Origin of the sequence: Lentzea sp., from assembly GCF_036380075.1 — a bacterium.
Taxonomy (GTDB): Bacteria; Actinomycetota; Actinomycetes; order Mycobacteriales; family Pseudonocardiaceae; genus Lentzea.
This window is the reverse complement of sequence record NZ_DASVFL010000289.1, coordinates 1-23826: the sequence shown is the minus strand read 5'-3', so window position 1 is coordinate 23826 and position 23826 is coordinate 1. Positions and strand designations below refer to the sequence as shown.

The 23826-nt window shown below is 70.5% G+C and carries 28 protein-coding genes; 10 read left to right on the top strand and 18 right to left on the bottom strand.

Features of this window, described 5'->3' with window-relative positions; genetic code table 11:
* Window positions 1-45: 45 nt before the first annotated feature.
* Both VF330_RS30540 and VF330_RS30535 read right to left on the bottom strand, forming a co-directional pair.
* On the bottom strand, window positions 46-411 hold the full coding sequence (locus VF330_RS30540) for a MerR family transcriptional regulator (RefSeq protein ID WP_330855160.1): 366 nt from the start codon (window positions 409-411) through the stop codon (window positions 46-48).
* Window positions 412-420: 9 nt separating this feature from the next.
* Window positions 421-786, bottom strand: a complete 366-nt coding sequence (locus VF330_RS30535; RefSeq protein WP_330855159.1) for a hypothetical protein — start codon at window positions 784-786, stop codon at window positions 421-423.
* A gap of 114 nt (window positions 787-900) precedes the next feature.
* Here VF330_RS30535 and VF330_RS30530 point away from each other — a divergent pair, with 114 nt between their 5' ends.
* Genes VF330_RS30530 through VF330_RS30515 form a run of 4 tightly spaced genes read left to right on the top strand, consistent with a single transcriptional unit; the run spans window position 901 to window position 4203 of the window.
* Window positions 901-1791, top strand: a complete 891-nt coding sequence (locus tag VF330_RS30530; protein WP_330855158.1) for an ABC transporter ATP-binding protein — start codon at window positions 901-903, stop codon at window positions 1789-1791.
* Window positions 1788-2519: an ABC transporter permease gene (locus VF330_RS30525; RefSeq protein ID WP_330855157.1), complete on the top strand. Its 732-nt coding sequence runs from the start codon at window positions 1788-1790 to the stop codon at window positions 2517-2519. Before VF330_RS30530 ends, VF330_RS30525 begins: the two co-directional genes overlap by 4 nt.
* Entirely contained in the window at window positions 2516-3580 is a 1065-nt protein-coding gene (locus VF330_RS30520; RefSeq protein WP_330855156.1) for a sensor histidine kinase, read from the top strand. The genes VF330_RS30525 and VF330_RS30520 overlap by 4 nt, the downstream gene beginning before the upstream one ends.
* A gap of 20 nt (window positions 3581-3600) precedes the next feature.
* Window positions 3601-4203, top strand: a complete 603-nt coding sequence (locus VF330_RS30515; RefSeq protein ID WP_330855161.1) for a response regulator transcription factor — start codon at window positions 3601-3603, stop codon at window positions 4201-4203.
* On the opposite strand, the gene VF330_RS30510 is transcribed toward VF330_RS30515, so the two are convergent.
* Entirely contained in the window at window positions 4200-4415 is a 216-nt protein-coding gene (locus tag VF330_RS30510) for a hypothetical protein (protein ID WP_330855155.1), read from the bottom strand. The two genes, VF330_RS30515 and VF330_RS30510, sit on opposite strands and share 4 nt — an antisense overlap.
* Window positions 4416-4605: 190 nt before the next feature.
* Between VF330_RS30510 and VF330_RS30505 the strand changes: the two genes are divergently transcribed.
* Window positions 4606-5178, top strand: a complete 573-nt coding sequence (locus tag VF330_RS30505; protein ID WP_330855154.1) for a dihydrofolate reductase family protein — start codon at window positions 4606-4608, stop codon at window positions 5176-5178.
* Here VF330_RS30505 and VF330_RS30500 read toward each other — a convergent pair.
* The 7 genes from VF330_RS30500 to VF330_RS30470 all read right to left on the bottom strand — a co-directional run bounded on the left by VF330_RS30500 (window position 5160) and on the right by VF330_RS30470 (window position 13276).
* Window positions 5160-6062: an EamA family transporter gene (locus VF330_RS30500; RefSeq protein ID WP_330855153.1), complete on the bottom strand. Its 903-nt coding sequence runs from the start codon at window positions 6060-6062 to the stop codon at window positions 5160-5162. The two genes, VF330_RS30505 and VF330_RS30500, sit on opposite strands and share 19 nt — an antisense overlap.
* 13 nt (window positions 6063-6075) lie before the next feature.
* A complete protein-coding gene (upp, locus tag VF330_RS30495; RefSeq protein WP_330855152.1) occupies window positions 6076-6738 on the bottom strand; it encodes a uracil phosphoribosyltransferase in 663 nt (220 codons plus the stop codon).
* Window positions 6735-7397, bottom strand: coding sequence for an HAD family hydrolase (locus VF330_RS30490; protein ID WP_330855151.1), 663 nt, complete (start codon window positions 7395-7397; stop codon window positions 6735-6737). The genes upp and VF330_RS30490 overlap by 4 nt, the downstream gene beginning before the upstream one ends.
* Window positions 7394-8314, bottom strand: coding sequence for a pseudouridine-5'-phosphate glycosidase (locus VF330_RS30485; RefSeq protein ID WP_330855150.1), 921 nt, complete (start codon window positions 8312-8314; stop codon window positions 7394-7396). Before VF330_RS30485 ends, VF330_RS30490 begins: the two co-directional genes overlap by 4 nt.
* Window positions 8315-8321: 7 nt before the next feature.
* Window positions 8322-8546 (bottom strand): tautomerase family protein, encoded by a 225-nt coding sequence (locus VF330_RS30480; RefSeq protein WP_330855149.1) that lies wholly within the window; start codon window positions 8544-8546, stop codon window positions 8322-8324.
* 10 nt (window positions 8547-8556) lie between these two features.
* Entirely contained in the window at window positions 8557-12420 is a 3864-nt protein-coding gene (locus VF330_RS30475; protein ID WP_330855148.1) for an amino acid adenylation domain-containing protein, read from the bottom strand.
* Window positions 12421-12691: 271 nt separating this feature from the next.
* Complete coding sequence (locus VF330_RS30470; protein ID WP_330855147.1) at window positions 12692-13276, bottom strand: TetR/AcrR family transcriptional regulator; 585 nt, start codon at window positions 13274-13276, stop codon at window positions 12692-12694.
* Between the two features lie 75 nt (window positions 13277-13351).
* Here VF330_RS30470 and VF330_RS30465 point away from each other — a divergent pair, with 75 nt between their 5' ends.
* Window positions 13352-14128, top strand: coding sequence for an SDR family oxidoreductase (locus tag VF330_RS30465; protein WP_330855146.1), 777 nt, complete (start codon window positions 13352-13354; stop codon window positions 14126-14128).
* Here the strand turns inward: VF330_RS30465 and VF330_RS30460 are convergent, their stop codons facing one another.
* Entirely contained in the window at window positions 14129-14413 is a 285-nt protein-coding gene (locus VF330_RS30460; RefSeq protein WP_330855145.1) for a SelT/SelW/SelH family protein, read from the bottom strand. It abuts the gene before it with no gap.
* Complete coding sequence (locus VF330_RS30455) at window positions 14410-15279, bottom strand: helix-turn-helix transcriptional regulator (RefSeq protein WP_330855144.1); 870 nt, start codon at window positions 15277-15279, stop codon at window positions 14410-14412. Before VF330_RS30455 ends, VF330_RS30460 begins: the two co-directional genes overlap by 4 nt.
* 144 nt (window positions 15280-15423) lie before the next feature.
* On the opposite strand from VF330_RS30455, the gene VF330_RS30450 reads away from it, so the two are divergent.
* Window positions 15424-16464: an NAD(P)-dependent alcohol dehydrogenase gene (locus VF330_RS30450; protein WP_330855143.1), complete on the top strand. Its 1041-nt coding sequence runs from the start codon at window positions 15424-15426 to the stop codon at window positions 16462-16464.
* A gap of 25 nt (window positions 16465-16489) precedes the next feature.
* Here the strand turns inward: VF330_RS30450 and VF330_RS30445 are convergent, their stop codons facing one another.
* A complete protein-coding gene (locus VF330_RS30445) occupies window positions 16490-16861 on the bottom strand; it encodes a MerR family transcriptional regulator (RefSeq protein ID WP_330855142.1) in 372 nt (123 codons plus the stop codon).
* A gap of 59 nt (window positions 16862-16920) precedes the next feature.
* Here VF330_RS30445 and VF330_RS30440 point away from each other — a divergent pair, with 59 nt between their 5' ends.
* Window positions 16921-17973, top strand: a complete 1053-nt coding sequence (locus tag VF330_RS30440) for an alkene reductase (protein WP_330855141.1) — start codon at window positions 16921-16923, stop codon at window positions 17971-17973.
* Here the strand turns inward: VF330_RS30440 and VF330_RS30435 are convergent.
* On the bottom strand, window positions 17964-18551 hold the full coding sequence (locus tag VF330_RS30435) for a TetR/AcrR family transcriptional regulator (RefSeq protein ID WP_330855140.1): 588 nt from the start codon (window positions 18549-18551) through the stop codon (window positions 17964-17966). The genes VF330_RS30440 and VF330_RS30435 overlap by 10 nt on opposite strands.
* A gap of 94 nt (window positions 18552-18645) precedes the next feature.
* On the opposite strand from VF330_RS30435, the gene VF330_RS30430 reads away from it, so the two are divergent.
* Both VF330_RS30430 and VF330_RS30425 read left to right on the top strand, forming a co-directional pair.
* Window positions 18646-19029, top strand: a complete 384-nt coding sequence (locus tag VF330_RS30430; RefSeq protein ID WP_330855139.1) for a nuclear transport factor 2 family protein — start codon at window positions 18646-18648, stop codon at window positions 19027-19029.
* Complete coding sequence (locus VF330_RS30425; RefSeq protein WP_330855138.1) at window positions 19026-19835, top strand: ergot alkaloid biosynthesis protein; 810 nt, start codon at window positions 19026-19028, stop codon at window positions 19833-19835. The genes VF330_RS30430 and VF330_RS30425 overlap by 4 nt, the downstream gene beginning before the upstream one ends.
* A gap of 39 nt (window positions 19836-19874) precedes the next feature.
* On the opposite strand, the gene VF330_RS30420 is transcribed toward VF330_RS30425, so the two are convergent.
* The 4 genes from VF330_RS30420 to VF330_RS30405 form a co-directional block, all read right to left on the bottom strand.
* Window positions 19875-21191 (bottom strand): hypothetical protein, encoded by a 1317-nt coding sequence (locus VF330_RS30420; RefSeq protein ID WP_330855137.1) that lies wholly within the window; start codon window positions 21189-21191, stop codon window positions 19875-19877.
* A 56-nt stretch (window positions 21192-21247) separates the two neighbouring features.
* Complete coding sequence (locus tag VF330_RS30415; RefSeq protein ID WP_330855136.1) at window positions 21248-22732, bottom strand: beta-xylosidase; 1485 nt, start codon at window positions 22730-22732, stop codon at window positions 21248-21250.
* 85 nt (window positions 22733-22817) lie between these two features.
* Complete coding sequence (locus VF330_RS30410; RefSeq protein ID WP_330855135.1) at window positions 22818-23603, bottom strand: phosphotransferase; 786 nt, start codon at window positions 23601-23603, stop codon at window positions 22818-22820.
* The coding region (locus VF330_RS30405) for a response regulator transcription factor (RefSeq protein ID WP_330855134.1) at window positions 23603-23826 on the bottom strand (224 nt) is incomplete at its 5' end. The genes VF330_RS30405 and VF330_RS30410, both read right to left, overlap by 1 nt.

Sequence of the window (23826 nt, the reverse complement as noted above, 5' to 3'; positions counted from 1 at the left end):
CGCGCAGCTCGCCCACCTCCGGTTCGCGTTCGCGCAGCCTACGGCTCAGTCGTTGAGCGCGGCGACCACCGGGCACTGCTCCTGGACGCCGTTGGCGGCGACGTCGAGCAGCGCCAGCCGCACGCGTTCGAGGTCGTGCATCCGCTGTTCGATCTCGGCGACCTTGCCGGCGAGCACGTCGCCCAGGTCGGCGGGCGCGGTGGAGAAGGCCAGGATCTGCTCGACCTCGGCGAGGGTGAAGCCGAGTCGTTGCGCGCGGCGGATGAACTTGAGGCGCCGCAACGCTTCCCGGTCGTAGTGGCGGTAGCCGCCGTGGGTGCGGGAGGTCGGGACGACGAGGCCGCGGCGTTCGTAGAACCGCACGGTGCTGATGCCCACCCCGGCGGCGCGGGCCAGTTCGGATATGCGCACCACGGCAAACTACCTCCGCACCAGGGCGCGCAGCTGGGCCGCGCCCCAGAACAGCTCCAGCACCAGGAACACCACGAGCGCCCTGGTCTGCCCGTCGGCCAGCGCCCAGGCGAACCACAGGCTGAACAACGCCCGGCCGGCGGTGTCGATGCCGATCAGCACCGGTTGCGGGCGGAGCCAGCGGGCGATGGACCACATCACCACCACCGTGCCGAACAACGTGGCGAACAGGAGCGTGGGCGTGTTCCCGTCGACCCCCAGCAACTCCATCGCCAGACCGGCGGTCCACGGCGTCACGAACGCGATGCTCGCCACGAAGTCGTACACCGCGCCTGCGCGGCCCCAGCGGGTCACGGCGGACTGATCACTCGTCATGGCGGCCACGATGGACCCCGCACCACGGTGCAGGGTCAAGCTGACATTTGTCACCCGGAGCCGGTGACCGCGCCTCACTACTGGCGACCGGCCCGTTCGACCAGGCTCGACGGCATGGAAACGGTGCTCGAAGTGCGCGGGGTGCGGCACAACTACGGCGCCACGCAGGCGGTGGACGGGGTCGACCTCGACGTCGGTGCGGGGGAGTGCGTCGCGTTGCTCGGGCCGAACGGCGCGGGCAAGACGACGCTGGTGAACATGGTGATCGGGCTGCTGCCGGCCAAGGAGGGCGTGGTCAGGGTCTGCGGTGGTGACCCGCGCGTCGCGGCCACCCGCCGGCGGATGGGGGTCGTGCAGCAGTCGCTCGGGTTCCCGAACACGCTGAAGGTGAGCGAGCTGGTCACCGGTGCCGCGGTGCGGGCGGGGGTGTCCCGGTCGGCGGCCGGGCCGGTCATGGCCGAGCTCGACCTCACGGACCTGGCCGGGCGGCGCGCGTCGAAGCTCTCCGGCGGCCAGAAGCAACGGCTCCAGCTCGCGATGGCGCTGGTGGCCGACCCGCGGCTGCTGGTGCTCGACGAACCGACCGCGGGCCTGGACCTGCCCGCCCGCAGGAGGTTCTGGCAGCTGCTCGCGGAACGGCGCGAGCGCGGGACCGGCGTGCTGATCACCACGCACCTCATCGAGGAGTCGTCGGCCGTCGCCGACCGCGTGGTGGTCGTGGACAGCGGGCGCGTGCGGGCCGCCGGCACGCCGGACGAGCTGGTGGCGCGGCTGCCCGACCGCACGGTGGTGGCGCGGACGGCGTTGGGGCGTGCGCGGCTCGAAGCGCTGCCGGGGGTGGTGTCGGTGCGGTTCGAGGGCGAGCACGTGCACCTCGGCACCCGCACGCCCGAGGCGTTGCTGCGGGTGCTGCTGGCGGAGGACCCCGGCCTGACCGACCTGCGGGTCGAGAGCGCCGGGCTGGAAGAGGCAGTGGCCGGTCTGATGGAGAGGGGTGCCGCGTGAAGGTCTTCGGTGTGGAGCTGGCGGACGAGCTGAGGGGTATCGTCCGCGAGCCGGCCGCGTTGTTCTTCTCGATCATCATGCCGGTCGGGTTCTTCGCGTTGTTCGTGTCGCTGTTCGGGAAGCTCAGCAGCGGCGGGGTGTCCGCGGGGACCACGATGCTCGCCACGTTCGGCGCGTTCGGCGCGATCTCGGTGGTGCTGATGAACCCCGGCATCGGCGTCGCGGCCGACCGGGAACGCGGGTGGCTGCGCGCCAAGCAGGTGTCGGCCGTGCCGATCGGCGTGACGCTGGCGGCGAAGGTCGCGGCGGCGCTGCCGTACGCGGTGGGCGTGCTGCTCGCGATGACGGCGACGGCGGCGGTGTCCGGGGCGCTCGACGCGCCGCTGCCGGTGGTGCTGCGGGTGGTCGCCGTGCTGGTGCTGGGGGCGTTGCCGTTCGCGTTGCTGAGCCTCGCGGTCGGGTTCCAGGTGGGCGCGGGGGCCGCGGCCGCCGTGCTGAACGCGATCCTGATCCCGTCGGCGGTCCTGTCCGGACTGTGGATGCCGCTGGAGATCATGCCGGCGTTCTTCGCCGACGTCGCGCGGTTCCTGCCGACCTACCACCTCGGACGCCTGGCGCTCGCCCAGGTGACGGGGGCTCCCGCCCTGACGCACGTGCTGGTGCTGCTCGGTACGGCGGTCGTGGCCGCGGGGCTGGCCGCGGTGTCGTATCGTCGTGCCCGGTCATGAAACAGGTCACTGGGATCTCCCGCTGGTTCCACCTGCTCTACCTGGGGAACCTGCTGTGGGCGCCGGTCTTCGACCCCGGCGCCGGCTGGGTGGACTGGGCGCTCGTCGTCGGCGTGGTCGTGCTCTTCGTGCCGCTGTACGTGCTGTCGGGGCACCGGCCGGAGCTCGTCCGCTGGTGGTGCCTGGTGCCGACGGTGGTGCTCGGCTCGCTGGTGACGCCGTTCAACACCGGTGCCGCGGTGCTGTTCGTCTACGCGGCGGCGTTCGCGGGCCTGACCGAGTCGCGGCGGGTGGCGATGCGGTGGTTCGTCGGCCTGTCGGCGTTGATCAGCGTGTTCTCCGTCGTGTCGGTCGTGCCGGCGCCGTACCGGCTGTGGGCGCTGCTGCCGTCGCTGATCTTCCTGTGGCTGGTCGGCATCCTGCAGGTGGAGTGGGCGGAACGGGAGCGCGACGCCGCCGAGCTGCGCATCCGCACCGCCCGCGTCGAGCACCTCGCCACGCTCGCCGAACGCGAGCGCATCGCCCGCGACCTGCACGACCTGCTGGGCCACACGCTGACCGCGATCATCGTGCGCGCCCAGCTGGTCGCCGCCGACCCCGCCCGCGCCCCGTCGGAGGCGGCGGAGATCGAGACCGCGGCCCGCGCGGCGCTGGGGGAGATCCGCGACGCCGTGTCCGGCTGGCGCAGCGCGAGCCTCGACACGGAGCTGGAGGCGTCGCGGACGGCGTTGACCGCGCTGGGCGTCGAGGTGGTCGTGCGGCGGGACGAGGGGCTGGCGATCGTCGGGTCGACCGAGCACGAGCTGGCGCTGGCGTTGCGGGAGGCCGTGACCAACGTGGTCCGGCACGCGCGGGCGTCGACCTGCCACATCGGGGTCGAGGCCCGCGAGGGCGAGCTGCGGGTGGTCGTGGCCGACGACGGCGTCGGCGGCAGGGGGCCGGAGGGGAACGGATTGACGGGGATGCGCGAACGGATCGCGGCGCTCGGCGGGCTGGTGCGGCGGACCGGTGCGGCGGGGACGACGGTGACGATCGCGGTGCCGCTGGAGGTGGCGACGTGACGCCGCCGCAGGTCGGCGGCGTGATCAGGGTCGTCCTCGCCGAGGACCAGGCGATGGTCCGCGGCGCCTTCGCCCAGCTGCTCGACCTCCAGCCCGACGTCACGGTCGTCGCCACGGCGGGTGACGGCGACGAGGCCCTCGCGGCCGTCGCCGAGCACCGGCCCGACGTGCTGCTCACCGACATAGAGATGCCCGGCAGGACCGGCCTCGACGTCGCGCAGGAGATCGGCGGCCGTGGCGACGCCACGCGCGTCCTGATCATCACGACGTTCGCCCGCAGCGGCTACCTGCGCCGCGCGATGGACGCGGGCGTGGCGGGGTACGTGCTCAAGGACGCGCCGATCGCGGACCTCGTGTCGGCGTTGCGGCGGGTGCACGCCGGCGAACGGGTCGTGGCACCGGAGCTCGCGATGGCCGCCTGGGACAGCGCCGACCCGCTGACGCCCCGCGAACGCGAGCTGTTGCGCGAGGTCACGACCGGTGCGAGCAACGCCGACATCGCCGTGCGGCTCAACCTCGCCGAGGGCACCGTCCGCAACTACCTGTCGACCGCGATGGCGAAGCTCGGCGCCCGCAACCGGTCCGAGGCGGCCAACACGGCACGGGACCGCGGCTGGCTCTAGACACGGCGTGCTGCCCGGCGGCGGGCCAGCGTCGGCAGGAACCACATGTACACGCCCGTTCCCATGAGGACGAACAGCGGCAGCAGCGGCACGTACGACACCCACACCACCGAACTGTCCACGGTGAGCGCGACCGCCGTGAACACCACCGTGGCCATGAACACCATGCTCACCACGCGGTGGAACTGCCGAATTCCCTTGCTGCCGCTCATCTTCCGTCCTCCTGTCGTCCTGGCGATGTGGACAACGGTAGGAGCGGGACCGGCGGCCGTGCTTCTCGATTCCTGACCGGTCCGGCGGCGCCGGGGGACATGACCGAAAATCTTCTGACGCGAGATGTCGATTCCCGGCACCTCCCGTTCGACGCACTGATGACAGCGAGCGCGAACCAAGGAGAACCAGATGCGCACCCTCATCGCCACGGCCTTCGTCTCCCTCGACGGCGTCGTCGAGGCACCCGGTGGCGAGCCGGGTCACCGCAGCTCCGGCTGGACGTTCAAGGACATCGAGTTCGACGAGGCCGCCTACGAGATCAAGGGCCGCGAGCAGGAGGAAGCCGCGGCCATGATGATGGGCCGGGTCAGCTACGAGGCGTTCGCGCCGGTGTGGCCGACGCTCGACTACTTCCCGCAGTACAACGTCATGCCGAAGTACGTCGTCTCCCGCACGCTGAAGGACGACCAGCTCGTCGGCAACTGGGGCGAGACCACCATCCTGCGCTCGCTCGACGACGTGGCCGCGCTGAAGGAGACCGAGGGCGGCCCGATCTCCATCCACGGCAGTGCGACGCTCAACCGCAACCTGTCCGACGCCGGCCTGATCGACCGCTACCACCTGCTGGTGTTCCCGGTGCTGCTCGGCGCGGGCAAGCGGCTGTTCAGCGAGACCGACAAGGACAAGCAGATGCTGAAGGTCGTCGAGAGCGAGACCTACGCGAACGGCATCCAGAAGCTCGTCTACGACGTCGTGCGCTGAAGCTCCGGCTCCGCCGCGACCGGCGGCGTGCGCGTCGGCGTCAGCTGCACCAGCACGATCGCGCCGATCAGCACCAGGGCGCCGACGAACTGCAGGAACGACAGCGTCTGGCCGAGGAACACGAACCCGAGGACGGTCGCGACGATCGGGCTGCAGAAGCCGAGGAACGACAGGCCGATCGCGGGGACGCGGTCGGTGCCGCGGAACCAGACCGAGTAGCCGAAGAGCGAGCCGAGCACGATCAGGTAGCCGAAGCCGAGTGCGTTGGTGCCGGTGATCGTGCTCGGCAGGCCCTCCAGCAGGAACAGCGCCGGCAGCAGCACGAGACCGCCCGCGGTGAGCTGCCAGCCGGTGAACAGCAGGACGTTGACGGGGCGTTGCCACCGCTTCGTGAGCACGATCCCGGACGCCATGCAGACCGCGGCGCCGAGCGCGGCGAACACGCCGACGAGGTCGAGCCGCGCGGTGGCCTTCAGGACCAGCAGCCCGACGCCCACCACGGCCGCGAGGCAGGCGAGCACGTGCGGGAGCTTGATCCGGTCGCCGAGCACCACCGCCGCCAGCACCAGCACGATCACCGGCTGGACCGACCCCACGAGCGCCGCGACGCCGCCGGGCAGGTGGTAGGCGGAGACGAAGAGCAGGAAGAAGAACGCGCCGATGTTGAGCGTGCCCAGCACCAGGGCGCGCCACCACCACACGCCGGACGGCAGGATCCGCCCGAACAGCAACAGGACCAGCCCGGCCGGCAGGGCGCGGACGACCGCGGCCAGCAGCGGCCGGTCCGGTGGCAGCAGCTGGGTGGTGACGAGGTAGGTGCTGCCCCAGATCATCGGTGCCAGCGCGGTGATCGCCGAGTCGGCGAGCAGCCTGTTGCCCTTCATGGTTCCCCCGCTGCTAGTTCGTGCCGAAGAAGCGGTCGCCGAAGTCGCCGATGCCCGGCAGCATGTAGGCGTCCTCGCTGAGCCGCTCCTCGATGGCGGACGTCACGATCCGCACCAGCGGGTAGCGCGAGCACACCGCCTCGATGCCCTCGGCCACCGTGATGAAGGTGACGAAGACGATGTTCTCCTCCAGCACGCCGTGGTCGAGCAGCACCTGGATCGCCGCGTTGGCGGTGCCGCCGGTGGCGAGCATCGGGTCGAGCAGCAGCACCTGCCGCGACGCGATGTCGTCCGGCAGGTTGGCGTAGTAGAGCTTCGGGAGCTTGGTGGCCTTGTCGCGCTGGATGAGGATCTTGCCGATGCGCGCGGCCGGGACCACCGCCCGCAGACCCGCCTCCATGCTCTCGCCGGCGCGGATGATCGGGACGCCGACGAGCTTCCCGGCGGGCTTCAGACCGCGGTAGGTCGCGCCGACGGGGGTGGTGACGTCGCAGGGCTGGAACGGCAGCAGGTTCAGGCCCGCCTCGACCAGCAGCCGGTTGATCCGCTCGGTGTAGAAGACGAAGTCCTCGCGGGAGGCGTTCCGGTCGCGGACGATCGTGTGCATCGCGCGCAGCTGGTTCGTCTGCGGCAACAGGTGCACGTTCTTCTCGAGGTAGGCGTCGATGGAGATCACGAGCACTCCTTCACGGCCGCCACGACCCCGGCGAACGAGTCGACGAGCCAGGTCGGGTTGGCGCTGAGCAGCTGGTCGACGCTGTGCACGCCGTAGGTCACACCGATCGACGCCATCCCGGCGCCGTGGGCCATCAGCACGTCGTGCGTCGTGTCGCCGACCATCACGGCGTTCGCCGCGGCCACGCCGAGCTTCTCCAGCACGACGAAGCCGGACTCGGGGTCGGGCTTGGGCTTCGAGACCTGGTCCGCGCCGACGACGACCGAGAACTCCTCGCGCAGGCCCGCGGCGGTCAGCAGCGCCTCGGCGTTGCGGATGAACTTGCTCGTCGCGACGGCCAGCAGGAAACCGTCCTCCCGCAACGACTGCAGCCCGTCGTAGACGCCGGCGAACACCAGCTGCGTCGCCATCGGCAGCACGATCTTGCGGAACGTCGACTGGTACAGCTCGACGCACGTCCCGACCACCGGCTCGTCCTCGGCGACGCCGAGCACCTTCGCGAACGCCGCCGGCAGCGGCAGCCCGATCGTGCCGCGGATGGTGCCCGAGTCCACCGTGGGCAGGTCGAGCTGGGCGAACACCGCGGCGAACGTCGTGACGATCCCGCGCGGGGTGTCGACGAGCGTGCCGTCCAGGTCGAAGACCACGCACCGGCTCATGACGAGAACTCCTTCGCGTGCGCGACGGCGAGCTCCGCGGCGACCTCGGCGGTGCTGATCAGCACCGCCTGGTTGGCCTTCGCGGAACGCCCGTCCGTCGCCCTGTCGACGGCCCGCATCAGGTACTTCGTGATCGCCTGCCCGCTCACGCCGTCGCGTTCCGCGCGCCGGACGGCCTTGTCGATCACCGCTTCGACCTCGCCGCCGTCGATCGCGTCCGCGAGCTTGGTCGGCGTGGTGACCAGGAACGAGCCGGGGTTGCCGACCGCCCAGTGGTTCTCGATCGCGCGGGCCAGCACCGCCGCGTCGTCCACCCGGTGCGGGCTGCGCAGACCGCTGGACACGCAGTAGAACGCCGGGAAGTCGTCCGACCGGTAGGCGACGACCGGCACGCAGTGCGTCTCCAGGAACTCCATGGTGAGCCCGAGGTCGAGGATGTTCTTCGCCCCCGCGCACACCACGGCCACCTTGGACCTGGTGAACTGCACCAGGTCCGACGAGATGTCCATCGTGCGTTCGGCGCCGCGGTGCACGCCGCCGATCCCCGCGGAGGAGAAGAACTTCAGCCCCGCGAGCTCGGCGGCGATCACCGACGACGCGACCGTCGTGGCGCCCATCCCACCGCGTGCCAGCACGATCGGCAGGTCCCTGCTGCTGACCTTCGGGATGCCCGGGGTCGTCGCGAACCTCTCGACGTCGTCCTCCGAGAGGCCCACCAGGATCCTGCCGCCGTCGATGCCGATCGTGGCCGGCACCGCGCCACCCGCCCGGACCGCGTCCTCGACCCGCCGCGCCGTCTCGGCGTTGTCGGGGTAGTCGAGGCCGTGCGTGATGACGTTGGACTCCAGCGCCACGACCGGTTGCCCGGCCGTGATCGCCTCGGCCACTTCCTCGCTGTACACCAGGGGAATGTTCATCTGCGCCTCAGTAGGTCGGGGTCTTGTGCAGGAGTTCCTTGCGTTCCACGATCTCCGGCCCGTAGACCCGGTCCTGCCACTGCTCCTGCGCCACCGGTTCGACCGCGATCGACACGACGCCCTCGTCGCAGCCGAACGCCTTCGTCACCGCCGCGGTGACGCCGGCGACCAGCTCGGCCGACTGCTCGTCGGTGAGCTCCTTCGGGAAGTGCTTGATGTTCACGTGTGGCACTGGGTCCTCCTCACGACTGGTTCGCCGTGATGGCGAGGGTGACGGCCTTGGTGACGGCGGCGATCAGTTCGGACATCTGCTCCTGCGACAGCTGCACGGGGATGCGGGCGACTTCCTGCCGCACCGTCTCGCGCTGGTCCATCGACGCCAGCAGCTCGTCGATGTCGGGCTCGCGCAGCAGGCTGTAGTGGTCGGCGTCCAGCTCCACGACCACCGGGTCGGTGACGGAGAAGCCCTCGCTGCCCTCGATGAACGAGTAGTCGTCGCCCTGCGCCTTGAAGATGGTGAGGGGCGCGGAGATCGTGCGCTCGGCCAGCTCGCTGAAGGTGTACTTGAACGAGAACGTCTCCGTGACGATCCGGATGATCCGCCGCACCAGCTCGCTGTCCAGGTCGCGGAACTCGCTGCTGATGAACGCCGCGAAGCTGTCCTCGTCCTTCGCGACCTCCAGGCACCGCGCGAGCTTCGGGTCCGTGATGCTGCCCGCGAACACCGAGAACAGGATCGTGACGAACGCGCTGTTGTCGTACGACGCCTCGTCGTTCGCCCGCTCCGAGCGCACCTTCGGCGATCCCGGCGCGATCAGGAACAGGTTCGCGACCTCGTGGCCCGACTGTTCGAGCTGGTAGGCCGTCTCGAACGCGACCCGCGCGCCGAAGGAGTAGCCCCACAGCGTGTACGGGCCCTCCGGCTGGACCTCCCTGATGGCCTCGATGTCGGCCGCCGCCATCTCGCGGATCGTGCGGTACGGCGTCTCGCCCTCGTTGATGCCGTGGGCCTGCACGCCGTAGAACGGCCGCTCCGACCGGCTCGCCAGCGTGCGGAGGTTCATCGGGTAGCCGCCCAGACCCGGCCAGCAGAACACCGGCGTCGCGTCACCGTTGGGCTGCAACGGGACCAGCCGCGAGACCGGTCCGTCGTGCAGGCCGTCGACGCGGCGGGCGAGCTGCTCGATCGTCGGCGACTCGAACAGGACCTGGAGCGGCAGGGCGGTGCCGAAGTCCTTGTTGATGCGGTTGACCAGGCCCACCGCGATCAACGAGTTGCCGCCGGTCTCGAAGAAGTCGTCGTGCGTCGAGACCGTCTCGCGCTTCATCAGCTTCTTCCACATCTCGCTGATGCGGCGCTCGGTGAGGGTGCGCGGCGCGACGAACGGGCGGTCCTGGTCGTCGACGTTGGTCTTGTCCGACGCCTCCAGCGCCTTGACGTCGATCTTGCCGTTCGCGGTGACCGGCAGCGCGTCCAGCACCACGACCTTGTTCGGGATCATGTAGTCCGGCAGGAAGTTCACCAGGTCGTCGCGGATCAGCTCCGCGGGACCCTTCATGTGGACGACGTCCTCCTTCATGCCCGGGCTGCGGCGCTGCTCGTAGGAGACCTTGCCGCCCAGGAAGAAGTACGACGGGCCGTCCTGCTCGCCGACGGCCTTGAGGACGTCGCAGATCCGCTTGGCCGACGGGAGGTCGTTGTCCGACTTGGAGCTGTAGCCCGACGACATGAAGCCGAGGTCGACGTCGTTGGCGGACAACCGGTGCATGGTGCGGCCGAGGTCGATGTAGCGCCGCCACAGCTCGGGCGACCGGGAGACGGCGCTGACGCCGAAGCTCGCCCGCTCGTACACCGCCTGGTTGATCGCGATGACGTGCTTGCGCAGCACCACGTCGTCGGACACGCGCTCGAACTCGCCGTCGGCGTACCGGTACAGGCCGCCGGGCAGGTTCGGGACGCGGCCGGCGTGGGTCTGCAGGTAGACCTCCACGTCGTCCTCGCGCGGACCGGTGTAGGCGCACAGCTCGAACGTGCCGAGGTAGTAGTCCTCCTCGGGGACCTCCAGCAGGTCCTTGGTCTCCGGCGTGAAGCCGGACGCCGTGACGTCGAGGCCGTAGCCGGGCAGGACCTCCTCGAAGAGCCCGACCATGTGGCCGGTCTCGATCTCCAGCACTTCCTGGATGTTGTTGAGGTACACCGCCTCGATCGCGGCCTTGTGCCCGATGAAGTGCAGCTTCGCCTGGGCCTGCGCGCTCTCCTCGACCGCGGAGATCAGCACGAGCTGGTGGCGCAGCGGGTGGTAGTAGTACAGCCCGGCCGGCAGGCCCGCGATGTGGTGCAGCTCCAGGTAGAGCTGGGTCGCGTAGAGCGAACCCGGTGAGGCGTAGCCGTACTTGGGCAGCAGCCGCTGGTCGCTGAAGTGCGCGCCGAAGTAGCGCAGGATCTCGCCCAGCTCGGCGAACCGCACGTCCTTCGGGTCGTGCGACCCGGCGCCGATCGGCTTGCGCTCCAGCAGCCGCGCCAGGTCGGCGTCGGTGACCTGGCCACCCTCGTAGAACCGGTACGACTTGCGCGAGAACACGACCTTGCGCTGCAGGCACGAGGCTTCCTCGCCGGGCAGCTCGAACGACTCGCGGCCGGCCAGGTCGTCGCGCACGCCGGGGTTGGACAGCTGCGCGCGGACCTGGAGGCGGCTCGCCTTCGACTGGTGGTGCGCCCCCGCGTTGCCCTGGTCCATCAGGGCGGCTTCCTTGGGGTTCAGCTCCACGCAGGCGATCAGGTTCTGGAACCCGGTGCGCCCGTCCTCCTTGACGATCACCGCCGCGTTGCGCACCCAGTCGTGGGTCTCGATCGCGAGCCGGATCTCGTCCAGCTCCACGCGGTAGCCGCGCAGCTTGACCTGGCTGTCCGCGCGCCCGGCGAACTGCACGGTGCCGTCGAGGTTCTGCGTCACCAGGTCGCCGGTGCGGAACATGCCGTCCACGAACCGTTCCGCGGTCAGCTCCGGCTGGTGCAGGTAGCCGCGGGCGACCTGCACGCCGCCGATGTAGAGCTCGCCGATCTCGCCGGGCGTCACGAGGTCGCGGTTGGCGTCGAGCACCAGGTAGGTGGTGTTCGCGACGGGCAGGCCGATCGAGATCGACTTCGGCGCCTCCGCCAGCTCCGCGGGGTCGACCACGTGCGACGACGAGTTGATCGTCGTCTCGGTCGGGCCGTAGAGGTTGATGAGCGCGGTTCCCGGCATCGTGTCGACGAAGCTCTGCGCCAGCGTGCGGGACAACGCCTCGCCGCCGCTGAACACCTGCCGCAGCGACGTGACGGTGTGGAACTCCTCGGTGTCGATCAACGCCTGGAGCAGCGTCGGCACGCATTGCAACGTTGTCACGCCGTGCTCGCGCATGGTCTCGATCAGCATCTCCGGGTCGCGGTAGATGCCGGGCCTGCCCATCACGACGGTGCTGCCGACCGCGGGGGCGAGGATCTCCCACTGCGCGGCGTCGAAGCTCATCGGCGTCTTCTGCACCACGCGCTTCGAGCTGTCGATGGCGTGCGCCGACTGGAGCCACCGCATCTGGTTGACGATGCTGCGGTGCTCGATCATCACGCCCTTGGGGCGGCCGGTGCTGCCCGAGGTGTAGATGATGTAGGCGAGGCTGTCGTGCGCCGGGGAGAAGCCGTCGTCGAACGCCTCGTCGCAGTCGTCGAGCGTGACGATCCGCGTGGTGGGCGGCGCGAGCTCGGCGAGCCGCTGCTTGAGGGCGCGTTGGGTGACGACGACCTTCGTGCGCGAGTCCTCGATCATGTACCGGAGGCGCTCCTCCGGGTACTCGGGGCTCAGCGGCAGGTAGGCGCCGCCGCTGCACAGGATCCCCCAGGCTCCGATGACGAGGTCCAGCGACGGCTCGACGAACATGCCCACGCAGTCGTCCGCGCTGATGCCGAGTCTGCGCAGGTGTGTGGCCAGTGCCGAGCTCTGCTCGAAGAGCTCGCCGTAGGTGATGGTGTCCTCGCCGAAGACGACGGCTGTGCGATCGGGTTGGACCTCCACCTGCTTGCGCAGCAGGTCGGGAAGGCAGCCGCCGTCCACTTCAGCTTCGTGCGACATCTCAGGAATCCCCCAAGCGTTCAGCAGGGCGTGAGCAGGTGTAGGGGCTTTTCGGTTTAGTTGAAGAACGTATGAGCGTCGGCTCGAAACCTGCTGGAGCGAACTACCTGGTGGCCAGCCGAGGAGGTCTACCAGAACAGCCTTGAGCCGCACCGGATTCCCGAGAGGTGAGACGCGTGGTTCGGTCGCGAACGGCCGAGATCATGTCCACAGTGGAGTCAGGTCGACGCAGGCTCCGCGAGGGCGCCTGTGTTCAGGAGCGGGCGGACGATCATCCACTCCGGACGGCGGCGAGCGCGATCTCGTACAGTCGCCGCAGCTCGTCGAGGTCGCTGCCGTCCTGCTCCAGCCAGGCGGTGGTGGCCACGTCGAGGCACGCCAGCGCGGTGGCCACGACCGCCTCGCCGCGCAGACCTGCCGGGGCGTCGCCCGCGCCCAGGCGTCGTTCGACCTCCGGCGCCAGAACCCGTTGCCAGCGCAGGTGCTTCTCCAGGTGACCCGCCCGCAGCGACGGGTTCGTCATGCACAGCCTCGTGATCGTGATGCCGCGTTCCGGATCCACGAGGGTGCTCAGCGCCGAGAACGCGTGGCCGAGCGCGTCCCAGACCGGTTCGTCGTCCGGGCGGGCCTTCAGCGCCTCCAGGATCACCGGCCCCTGCTCGGCCAGGTCGCCGAAGACGATGTCCTCCTTCGTGCCGAAGTAGCGGAAGAAGGACCGCCGCGAGATCCCGGCCGCGGCCACCACCTGGTCGACCGTCGTCTCCTCGAACCCCTGCTCCAGGAACAGCTGCAGCGCGGCGTCCACAACCTCTTCCTGGACGCGGCGCCGGGTGCGGTCCCAGAGACGTTCTGACATGTCCTCAGCCTAGTGTCATGGCGCCAGCTCGGCATGCAGTGCTAACTTGGCACTTGATGCCAAGGAGGACCTGAAGTGACAATCGACTACCGAGGAGCGCGCGTCCTCGTCACCGGCGCCAGTGCCGGGATCGGTGCGCAGTTCGCCCGCGAGCTCGCCCGCAGAGGCGCTGACCTGGTGCTCGTCGCCCGCCGGGCGGAACGGCTGGAGGCGCTCGCCGCCGAGCTGAAGGGCGTCGAGGTGACCGTGCTGCCGTGCGACCTCACCGAACCGGGAGCCGTCGCGAAGCTGGCCACCGAGCTGCGGCAGCGCGACCTCAAGCTCACCGGGCTGATCAACAACGCGGGCTTCGGCACGTACGGGCCGTTCGCCGAGGAGGACGTCGAGCGGCTGCGGACCGAGATCGCGCTGGACATCTCGGCCGTCGTGGAGCTGTCGAGGACGTTCGTCGACGAGCTGGTCGAGGCCAGGGGGATCCTGGTCAACGTCGCGAGCCTGGCCGCGTACCACCCGGTGCCGAAGATGGCGGTCTACGGCGCGGCGAAGGCGTTCGTGCTGAACTTCACCGAGGCGCTGTGGAGCGAGCACCGCGGGGCCGGTCTGAAGGTGCTCGCGCTCTCACCCGGCGCGACCAGCACCGAGTTCTTCGACGTCGCCGGGGAACAGGCCTCCGCGGGTGCGCGCAGGGTGCCGCCGGAGCTGGTGGTGGAGACCGCTTTGCGGACGCTGGACAAGCGCAACCCGCCGCCGAGCATCGCGGTCGGCAGGGCGAACCGGCTGATGCTCTCCGCGGGACGGCTGCTGGGCAGGCGTCAGGCCGCGGTGATGATGGGCGCGGTCACGGCGACGTGATCACGAGTGCTTGCGGTCGGTGTGGCCCAGTGACCTCTCCGGCGCCACCCGGTCGCGCACCAGCTGCTTGAGCACGGCCAGGTCGGGAAAACCGTCCTGCTCCTTGCGCGACCACACGGTCTCGCCGTCGACCCGGACGTCGAACACGCCACCGGTGCCGGGGATCAGCGCGACCTCGCCCAGCTCGGTCGTGAACGTGGTCAGCAGCTCCTGCGCGGTCCACCCGGCGCGCAGCAGCCACCGGCACTGCGTGCAGTACTCGATCTCCAGCCGTGGCGTTCTCACGCCTGAGTCCTGGCAGACGTCCCGGCCGTGGTCGCGTCCTTGCCCCAGCTGGCGAGCAGCTGCAGCGCCTCGGCGGACGGGCTGCCGGGCTCCGCGTGGTAGGTGGTGAGGAACATGCCGGGCTCGCTGGGCATGCTGAGCGCCTCGTACGACAGCGTCATCTCGCCGACGAGCGGGTGCCGCACGACCTTGGTGCCGAAGCTCTTCTGCTTGACCTCGTGCGCGGCCCAGAGCTGCCGGAAGAGCTCGCTCTTCAGCGAGAGCTCGCCGACCAGCGCGGCCAGCTCGGGGTCGTTCGAGCAGCAGCTGGCGTCCAGGCGCAGGAACGCGACGACGTCCGCGGCCTTGCTCTCCCAGTTGACGAAGAGGTTCTGGTACTCGGGTCGCAGAAAGATCATCCGCGCCCAGTTGCGGTCGCGCGGCTCGAGCCGGCCCCAGTCGCCGAACAGCGCCGCCGCCATCGAGTTCCACGCGAGCACGTCGGAGCACCGCCCGCCGATGTACGCGGGCACGGCGATGCCGTCGAGCAGGTGCCGCAACGCGGGCCGCAGGTGCGTGCGCGGCGCCTTCTTCCTGCCGGGCTTGCTGCGGGTCAGGTTGTTGAGGTGCTCGCGCTCGGCGTCGTCGAGCCGCAACGCGCGGGCGATCGAGTCGAGCACCTCGGCGGAGACGTTGCGGCCGTTGCCCTGCTCCAGCCGCGTGTAGTACGCGACGGAGACGCCCGCGAGCTGCGCCAGCTCCTCGCGGCGCAGACCGGGTACGCGGCGGGTCCTGCCGTACCGCGGCAGGCCGACGTCGTCGGGGGACAGCCGCGCCCGGCGGCTGCGCAGGAAGTCGCTCAGCTCGGCGCGCGGGTCGACGGTCATGCGGTCGAGTATCCCCGCGTCCGGGACGTCGTGCCTGCTACTGGCAGTGGTAGGCACGGCAGGCGTACGAAAACCAGGTGGCTGGGTGGGGCCCTCGGACCGGAGCAGTGTCGTCCTCGACACGACGAGAACGAGGAGAAACCGATGAGCACCGTCGCTGCCTACGCCGCTCCGGCACCCAAGGCACCGCTGGAGCGCACGACGATCGAGCGCCGCGAGGTCGGTGCGCACGACGTCCTGATCGACATCAGGTTCGCCGGCATCTGCCACTCCGACATCCACCAGGTCAACGAGGGCTGGGGCCGGGGGACCTTCCCGATGGTGCCGGGCCACGAGATCGCGGGCGTCGTCGCCGAGGTCGGGTCCGAGGTCACCCGCCACGCCGTCGGCGACCGGGTCGGCGTCGGCTGCCTGGTCGACTCGTGCCGCGAGTGCGAGTTCTGCCTGCGCGGGCTGGAGCAGTACTGCGCGAACGGCAACACCATGACCTACAACGCCGTCGACCGCCGCGGTGACGTCACCTACGGCGGCTACTCGCGGCAGATCGTGGTCGACGAGAACTTCGTCGTGCGCATCCCGGACGGGCTCGCGCTCGACGTGGCCGCGCCGCTGCTGTGCGCGGGCATCACCGTCTACTCGCCGTTGCGGCACTGGGGTGCCGCGCCCGGCAAGAAGGTCGCCGTCGTCGGCCTCGGCGGTCTCGGCCACATGGGCGTCAAGATCGCCGCCGCGCTCGGCGCCGAGGTCACCGTGCTGTCGCAGTCGTTGCGCAAGAAGGACGACGGTCTCAAGCTCGGCGCCCACGACTACCGCGCGACCAGCGACCCGGCCACGTTCACCGAGCTGGCCGGCCGGTTCGACGTGGTCCTCTCGACGGTCTCGGCCCCGCTCGACCTCGGCGCCTACCTCGGGCTGCTCAAGACCGACGGCGCGATCGTGAACGTCGGCGCGCCGGAGGAGCCGATCTCGCTCAACCTGTTCGGGCTGCTCGGCGGCCGCAAGACGCTGGCCGGGTCGATGATCGGCGGCATCGCGGAGACCCAGGAGATGCTGGACTTCTGCGCCGAGCACGGCCTGGGCGCGGAGATCGAGCTGATCGACGCCGACCAGGTCAACACCGCCTACGACCGCGTGCAGTCGAGCGACGTGCGGTACCGGTTCGTGATCGACACCTCGACGATCTGACCGGCTCGGGGGACGCCTCGCCCGCTCAGTAGGGCGGGCACGGCGTCCCCCGGTCGTAGCTGCTGGTCGCTCCGGCGATCACCGTGTCGAGCTGCGCGAGCGTGTCCTGCAGCTCCTCGATCTGCCGCAGCACCGACGACCGGTGGCCGTGCAGCTTCGAGAGCACCTGCGGCGAGGCGATCCCCGTGGCCATGCACGGCAGCATCTCCGCGATCGCCGCGCTGGAGATCCCGGCGCCGTAGAGCTGCTGGATCAGGCGGACGCGGCTGACGGCGGCATCGGTGTAGCGCCGCTGGCCGCTCCCGCTGCGTTCGGCGTGGAGGAGTTTCTGCTCCTCGTAGTAGCGCAACGCGCGCACGCTCACGCCCGTGCGCTCCGCCAGCTCACCGATTTTCATGAGACCTCCGCCACAAAAGCTATCTCTGACGTCAGTGTCAGGTTTCTAGCCTAGCTCCCATGCTCCTCACCAGCTACCAGCTCGGGAACCTGACCCTGCCGAACCGCCTCGTCATGGCGCCGATGACCCGGTCGCGGGCCGTCGACGGCAAGCCGACCGCGGAGACGGCCACCTACTACGCCCAGCGCGCCACCGCCGGTCTCATCGTCACCGAAGGCGTGCAGCCCAACGAGGTCGGCCAGTCCGGTCCGTTCACCCCCGGTCTCCACAACGACGAGCAGGTCGCGGCGTGGCGCGTCGTCACCGACGCCGTGCACGCCAACGGCGGCCGCATCTTCGCCCAGCTCATGCACGGCGGCCGCGTCGGTCACGTCGAGGTCGCCGGGCACCGGCCCGTCGGTCCGTCGGCGCTCTCGACCGGTTCGGAGGTGTTCACGCCGACCGGGTTGCAGCCCGCGCCGGTGCCGCGCGCCCTGGAGACCTCCGAGGTGGTGGACCAGATCACCGCGTTCGCCGAGGCTGCCCGCAACGCCGTCGAGGCCGGGTTCGACGGCGTGGAGTTGCACGGCGCCAACGGGTACCTGATCCAGCAGTTCCTGTCCTCCAGCGCCAACCAGCGCACCGACGCCTACGGCGGTTCGGTCGCCGGCCGCATCCGGTTCGCCGTCGAGGCGGTCGAGGCGGTGGCGGACGCCATCGGCCGGGAGCGCGTCGGCATCCGGCTCTCACCCGGCGGTCAGATCCAGGGCATCGTCGAGGAGAACGTGCCCGTGCTCTACGGCGAGCTGCTGAAGGCGTTGCCGGACATCGCCTACATCCACGTCATGGCGACCACGGACGAGGAGGTGCTGATGGAGCTGCGCAAGGCGTGGCCGACGGCGTTCATCCTCAACCCCGGCGGCCAGATCGGGCCCGACGAGAGCACCCTGGAGCAGGGCAGGCGCTGGCTCGCCAACGGTGCCGACCTGATCAGCTACGGCCGCGCGTACCTCGCGAACCCCGACCTGGTCGAACGGTTCCGCCTCGGCCTGCCGCTCGCCGAGACCCCCGGACGGGAGACCTGGTTCGGCGCCCCGAACGGGTACGTCGACTACACCGGCTATCAGCACTGAAGAGCGCGCAACAGGTGTTCCACCAACCGTTCCAGGTAGTCGGGCTCGACCTCGGCCCGCCGGACCGAGAGCCGCCAGTAGACCGGCGCCGCGACGAGGTCGAGTGCGATCTCCAGGTCCAGGTCGGCCGGTAGCTCACCCCGGTCGATCGCCCGTTGCAACGTCACGGCACCGAGGGCGCGCCGCGGTCCGCCGATGGTCCGCGCGATCGCGTCGGACAACGCCGGACTGCGGACCGCCTCGGCGGTGAGGTCGGGCAGGATCGTGGCGAACCGCGGGTGGGTGAGCCAGTCGTGCACGGCCGTGACGGTCGCGAGCAGGTCGCCGCGCAACGACCCGGTGTCCTCGACTTCCGCCAGTGGCACGGAGAACTCCGACAGCGCCGCGACCACCATGTCCTGTTTGGACGGCCAGCGCCGGTAGAGCGCGCTCTTGCCGACCTCCGCCCGCTTCGCCACCGCCTCCATCGACAACCGTCCGTAGCCGGTCTGCGCGAGCTCGTCGAGGACGGCCTCGGTGATCGCCTTCGTCACCTGGGGCTGGAGGACGGCGGCGCCGGTCGGGGTGCGCTTGGTCATGACGCACATCATAGAACTGGACGAGACGGTCCCGTCCCGCCTACGGTTGTGGACGGGACGGGACCGTCTCGTCCATTTGTTCGGAGGACATCTCGTGGACCTCATCCCGAGGGCGTTGCAGCTGCTGCTCGACAAGGACATGATCGGCTTCGCCGGCCTGTGGGCCGAGGACGGCGTGGCGGAGTTCCCGTTCGCCCCGCCCGGCTGGCCGACCCGCCTCGAAGGGCGCGCCGCGGTCGAGGACTACGTGCGCGACTACACGAAGACGTTCGACGTCCGGGCCATCCCGAAGCAGGTCGTGCACCAGAGCACGGACCCGGACGTGGCGATCGTGGAGTTCGACATCGAGGGCGTCCTCGTCGCCACCGGTGAGCCGTACCGGTACTCGTACATCGTCGTGTTCACCACCCGCGACGGCGAGATCGTGAACTACCGCGACTACTGGAACCCGATCCACCTGCAGGAGTGGCGGGCATGAGCGTCCTGGTCATCGGCGGCACCGGCACGACCGGCAGCCGGCTCGCGGCACTGCTGCCCGACGCCCGCGTCGGCACCAGGAAACCGGCGCGGCCCGGCCAGGTCCGGTTCGACTGGGACGCCCCGGAGACGTTCGAGAGCGCACTGGACGGGGTACACGGTGTTTACCTCATCCCTCCGGTCGGGGTCGTGGATCCCGTTCCGGTGGTCGAGTCGTTCCTCTCACGGGCTCGATTCGTGCGGCGAGTCGTCTTGCTGAGCTCGTCCGCGGTGCCGGAGAGCGCCACGGGGATGGGCGCTCTCCCCGCACTCGTCCGCTCCGCGCCGGAATGGGCCGTGCTGCGCCCGTCGTGGTTCATGCAGAACTTCACCGGAGACCACCAGGTGGCGGCCGGTGTGCGGGACGGCGAGATCGTCACGGCCACCGGTGCCGGCCGGGTCGGCTTCGTCGACGCCGCCGACATCGCCGCGGTGGCCGCGCGGGCGTTGACCGATCCCGTGCCGCACAACACCGAGCACCTGGTCACCGGTCCGGAAGCGCTCAGCTACGCCGACGCCGCCGCGATCGTCAGCGAGCTCACCGGACGCGTGGTCCGGCACCGGTCGGTCAGCACGGCCGAGATGGCCGACCGGATCGCCCTGAGCGTGCCGAGGGAGTTCGCCGCGTTGCTCGCCGGGCTCGACGAGGACATCCGCGGCGGCGCGGAGGACCGGGTCACCACGACCGTCGAGGACGTGACGGGCCGGCCCGCCCGGTCGTTCCGCGAGTTCTACGCCGAGCACCTCGGCCGGACGTCCACCGGGTGATGCCGCGGGGCGCGGTGGACGCCGCGCCCTTCCCGGCGCTCAGCCCAGGTCCGTGCACGGGACGAGGACGAACCAGTCCTCCGGCTGGTGTTCCAGCCGCACCTCCCGGGCACCCGCCGCGCACTCCGCGCGGGCCGTCGCGACGCTCTCGTCCCACGGGACGCCCTGGAGCACCGGCGAGCTCTCCTGCAAGTACCAGAAGATGCTCACCACGATCAGAATCCCGACCACGTAACGACTTCCGGCGACCGCCGCGCGTCCCCACGTGACCGCCGGGGCCTGGTCGAGGCCGGCGAAGACCGCGGTGAACAGGAACAGGCAGGGCGCGATGCTGTAGCGCTGGCCCGCCAGCACGGCACCGGGCTGCTGCACCTGGAGGATCCGGGCCCAGTTCATGAGCAGGCAGAGGAGGATGACGGCCGCGCTGAGCACCACGGCCGTGACGACGAGCGCCCGTCCGGCCCGGCTGCCGAACCTCAGCCCGGCCGCCACCGGCACCAGCGCGACCAGCAGCGCCACGACGATCACGGCGTTGCCCATCGCGGGGTAGAAGTCGTCGAGCTTCTCGGACCCGGTGAACGCCACCACCGGTACCCGCAGCAGGCCCGCCAGCAGCACCTGCACCGGATCGGGCGCGTCGTGCGAGTACGGCGTCCGGTCCGCGAAGATCATCACCGCGGTCTGCGCGACCGCGCCGACGAGGAACGCGACCGGTATCTCCCTGCGCGGCAACGACATCCGCAGCAGCGCGACCGGCAGCAGCACGAACGCCAGCGGGCTCGACAGGGCGGCGAGGAGCACGAACAAGGCGACCGGCACGCGCGGGGCGTTGCGCCACAGCAACGCCCAGAAGGCGCCGTAGAGCAGGAACCAGTGCAGGTTCGTCATGTTGTTCAACGGCTCGGAGTTGCCCGCGGGCAACACGATCACGAGTGATGCCAGCGCGAACCGCAACGGCGTCGACTCGATGTAGGCCCTCGACCCGGCGAAGGCGATCAACGCCACCAGCGTCCGCAGCACCGCGGCGGCGAGGGCGAACACGGCGGCGGTCCACTCGACCGGCAGCAGCGCGGCCAGTTCGGCGACCAGGCGCGGCACCGTGTGCAGGTATCCGCCGTACGGGGCGAACAGGTTGTCCAGCAACGGTAATCGGCGCGCGCCGGCCGTGAACACGGCGCCGTCCTCGGCCCACAGGTGGTCGAGCCGGGCCCAGCCGGCCGGAATGAGCAGCAGGAACGCCACCGAGCCGACGAACGCGGCCACCATGCCGAACCACGCCCGTTCGTGCGGCGGCTCGGCGGGCACCGGGACCACGTCGTCCGCCAGCGCTCGTAATCGTTCGCGGGTTGCCGTCATCAGAGCCCCCAGTTCGACTCGACCCAGTCCGATTCGACCTGCGGCACCGTAGTGCGTCAGCTCATCAGGCGTTCGTAGCGGTCCCACTGTTCGCGGGTCACGACGGTGACCTCGGAGGAGTTGGACTGCGCGACCTCGAGCGAGCGGATGACCACGAGCTTGTCGCCCACCAGCAACCCCGCGAGCCCGTCCGGCCCGAGCACCGCGGGCACGGCCGCCGGGACGCGGGCCGCGACCTGGAACGAGTCGACGATCTTCGGCCGCCAGCCGATCACCCCGCGCGCGTACTTCGCCGCGGCGGAACCACGTTCGAACCGCACGACCTTGCCGTTGACGACGACGTCGGCCGTGCGTTCCGGCGAGGGCACCGAGAAACCGTCGAGCACCCGTGCCTCGTCCGGCGTGGCGCAGCCGTTGAGGCCGAGCGCGTCGATGCCGAAGTGACGGATGTTCGTGGGCGCACCGGAATCCGTCGTGGTGGCGCGCAGGACGTCGATCGCGACCTTGTCGCAGGGACCCCCGGCGTGGATCGGCGCGTGCCCCTCCGGCGTGCGCACCAGGCCGGGACCTTCTTTCCAGACACCGGGAATGACCACCGGGTCGTACGGGTGGCGGGTGAACTCCCTGTTCCAGAAGGTGATGGTGGTGCCCGCGTCGGTGGAGTGGGCGATCGCGAACGCCGACGCCGCGTCGATCCACATCCAGTCCGCGCTGAACGCCTCGACGACGGACCGCGTGCGCGACTCGTTGGTCTTGCGCACCGGCTTGAACCCCTGCGGGCTCAGCGTCTCGACACCGGTGACGAACAGCGGGTCCTTCGACCGCAGCACGTACTGCCCCGCGCCGTTCGTGGCACCCGCAAACCCGGTGGTGTCCGTGAACAGCAGGTACACCCACCCGTCGAGGTAGATGGCCGACTGCTGGCCCGTGCCGTAGGTGTTCTCGCGGATGATGTCGCCGGACGAGCCGAGGATCGCCTGACCGCCGTTGGCGCGCGTCCAGCTGAGTCCGTCCTTGCTGGTGGCGACGCCGACAGAGCTGCCGTTGGCGTGGTTGTCCCTGCTCGCGCCCGTGTAGTACATGAAGTACGTGTCGCCGATCTTGACCAGCGACGGGTCGCAGGTGTGCATGGCGTCGAAACTGCCGCCGCTGCCCGAGAACACCGGGTGGGCCGTGGTGAACGGCCCGTCGGCGGAAGGCCCCTCGCTGTAGAGGATGTCGTCGCCGTTGGGCGGCGCGGAGCCCATCTGGCTGCACCACCAGGTGCGGACCTTGCCCTGGTCGACCATCACGGCCGGCGCGTAGTTGTAGACCGCGTCCCCGACGCCGGCGATCACCGTGCCGGGACTCTGCCGGCCGTTGTCCACCGTGAGCTTGAGCCCGTCCCTGGGCGGTGGCGGCGCCTCCGTCCGCGCCGTCGCCGCGGGCTGCGAGGCGGGCTTGCCCACCGGGTCCCCGGCCGCCTCGCTGGTGCACGCCGTGACCGCGCCGAGGAGGGAGAGCGCAGCGAGCAACACGAGAGGTCGGCGTCTCAGGGGCACCCGCCCATCATAATGATCAACTCGTCCGTCCGGGTGAGGTCGCGCCCCGACTCCGGATTCATTGCCTGTCAATGGTTCTGCTGCTTCAGCTGAGCGGCGGGTGCTCGCGGACGGCGCACCGGCGGCGGAACCAGGCCAGGTACCGCGCGGGGTCGCCGTCCCGCAGCACCGCGGACACCGCGCCGGTCAGCGGGAACATGGCGGCGTGCGTAAGGGCCCGTCCGTACTGCTCCGGCCGCACGCGCTCGACGAGCGGCCAGCCGTAGCTGGCGAACGCGGCCGCGTCCAGCGCGGGATCACCGGCGCAGGCGAAGTCCCAGTCGAGGACTCCGGTGATCTTCCCGTGGTGCCAGCGGAGGTTGACCGGTGCGAGGTCGCCGTGCGCGAAGCCCCTGACCACGGGCAGGGCGGCGAACCTGGCCAGGACCTGGGAGGCCTGCTCGCGTTCGTCGGCGGTGAGCAGCGGGAACACCAGCTCGGTGATCGTCTCGGCGGCCCCGGCGCCGCCCGCGTGGCGCAGCGGCTCGTCCAGCAGCGCGCCGAGCCCGTCGTCCACCTCCACGGCGGCCAGCGCGTCCAGGACCTCCCGGACCGCCTCGTCGCTCGCGGTCTCCGCCTGCTCGCCGGACAGGTACGACAGGACGACGTGCGCCTCGCCCAGCGGCAGGTCCAGCCGGTCGTCGAGGACCTCCGGCACGGCGAACGGCAGGCCGAGCCGCCCGATCCGGTCGAGCGCCCTCGTCCGCCGCCGCGCATCGGCCAGGTCCGTGCGGGGGAAGCGCGCCACCCACCTCCCCGGCAGCACGACGGCGTCGTTGAACGTCCCGCGCGCGAGCTGCGCGCCGGGGGTGCGGAGCAGGTCGTCGAGCATCAGCTGCCCAGGTAGCGGACGACGGCCAGCACCCGGCGGCTCAGGCCCGTCTCGCCGCTCAGGCCGAGCTTGTCGAAGATCGCGTTGGCGTGCTTCTCGGTGGAGCTCAGCGAGATGTGCAGGGTCTCGGAGATGCGGGTGTTCGTGAGGCCCTGCGCCATCAGTTCGAGGACGGACTTCTCCCGCGTCGTCAGGGTTTCCAGCGGGTCGACGTGGGAGGTCC

Coding starts and splice junctions, on each gene's coding strand:
- VF330_RS30535 (WP_330855159.1), bottom strand. CDS start 786: ATGACGAGTGATCAGTCCGCCGTGACCCGCTGGGGCCGCGCAGGCGCG.
- VF330_RS30530 (WP_330855158.1), top strand. CDS start 901: ATGGAAACGGTGCTCGAAGTGCGCGGGGTGCGGCACAACTACGGCGCC.
- VF330_RS30520 (WP_330855156.1), top strand. CDS start 2,516: ATGAAACAGGTCACTGGGATCTCCCGCTGGTTCCACCTGCTCTACCTG.
- VF330_RS30510 (WP_330855155.1), bottom strand. CDS start 4,415: ATGAGCGGCAGCAAGGGAATTCGGCAGTTCCACCGCGTGGTGAGCATG.
- VF330_RS30505 (WP_330855154.1), top strand. CDS start 4,606: ATGCGCACCCTCATCGCCACGGCCTTCGTCTCCCTCGACGGCGTCGTC.
- VF330_RS30500 (WP_330855153.1), bottom strand. CDS start 6,062: ATGAAGGGCAACAGGCTGCTCGCCGACTCGGCGATCACCGCGCTGGCA.
- VF330_RS30490 (WP_330855151.1), bottom strand. CDS start 7,397: ATGAGCCGGTGCGTGGTCTTCGACCTGGACGGCACGCTCGTCGACACC.
- VF330_RS30485 (WP_330855150.1), bottom strand. CDS start 8,314: ATGAACATTCCCCTGGTGTACAGCGAGGAAGTGGCCGAGGCGATCACG.
- VF330_RS30475 (WP_330855148.1), bottom strand. CDS start 12,420: ATGTCGCACGAAGCTGAAGTGGACGGCGGCTGCCTTCCCGACCTGCTG.
- VF330_RS30470 (WP_330855147.1), bottom strand. CDS start 13,276: ATGTCAGAACGTCTCTGGGACCGCACCCGGCGCCGCGTCCAGGAAGAG.
- VF330_RS30455 (WP_330855144.1), bottom strand. CDS start 15,279: ATGACCGTCGACCCGCGCGCCGAGCTGAGCGACTTCCTGCGCAGCCGC.
- VF330_RS30450 (WP_330855143.1), top strand. CDS start 15,424: ATGAGCACCGTCGCTGCCTACGCCGCTCCGGCACCCAAGGCACCGCTG.
- VF330_RS30445 (WP_330855142.1), bottom strand. CDS start 16,861: ATGAAAATCGGTGAGCTGGCGGAGCGCACGGGCGTGAGCGTGCGCGCG.
- VF330_RS30440 (WP_330855141.1), top strand. CDS start 16,921: ATGCTCCTCACCAGCTACCAGCTCGGGAACCTGACCCTGCCGAACCGC.
- VF330_RS30435 (WP_330855140.1), bottom strand. CDS start 18,551: ATGACCAAGCGCACCCCGACCGGCGCCGCCGTCCTCCAGCCCCAGGTG.
- VF330_RS30425 (WP_330855138.1), top strand. CDS start 19,026: ATGAGCGTCCTGGTCATCGGCGGCACCGGCACGACCGGCAGCCGGCTC.
- VF330_RS30420 (WP_330855137.1), bottom strand. CDS start 21,191: ATGACGGCAACCCGCGAACGATTACGAGCGCTGGCGGACGACGTGGTC.
- VF330_RS30410 (WP_330855135.1), bottom strand. CDS start 23,603: ATGCTCGACGACCTGCTCCGCACCCCCGGCGCGCAGCTCGCGCGCGGG.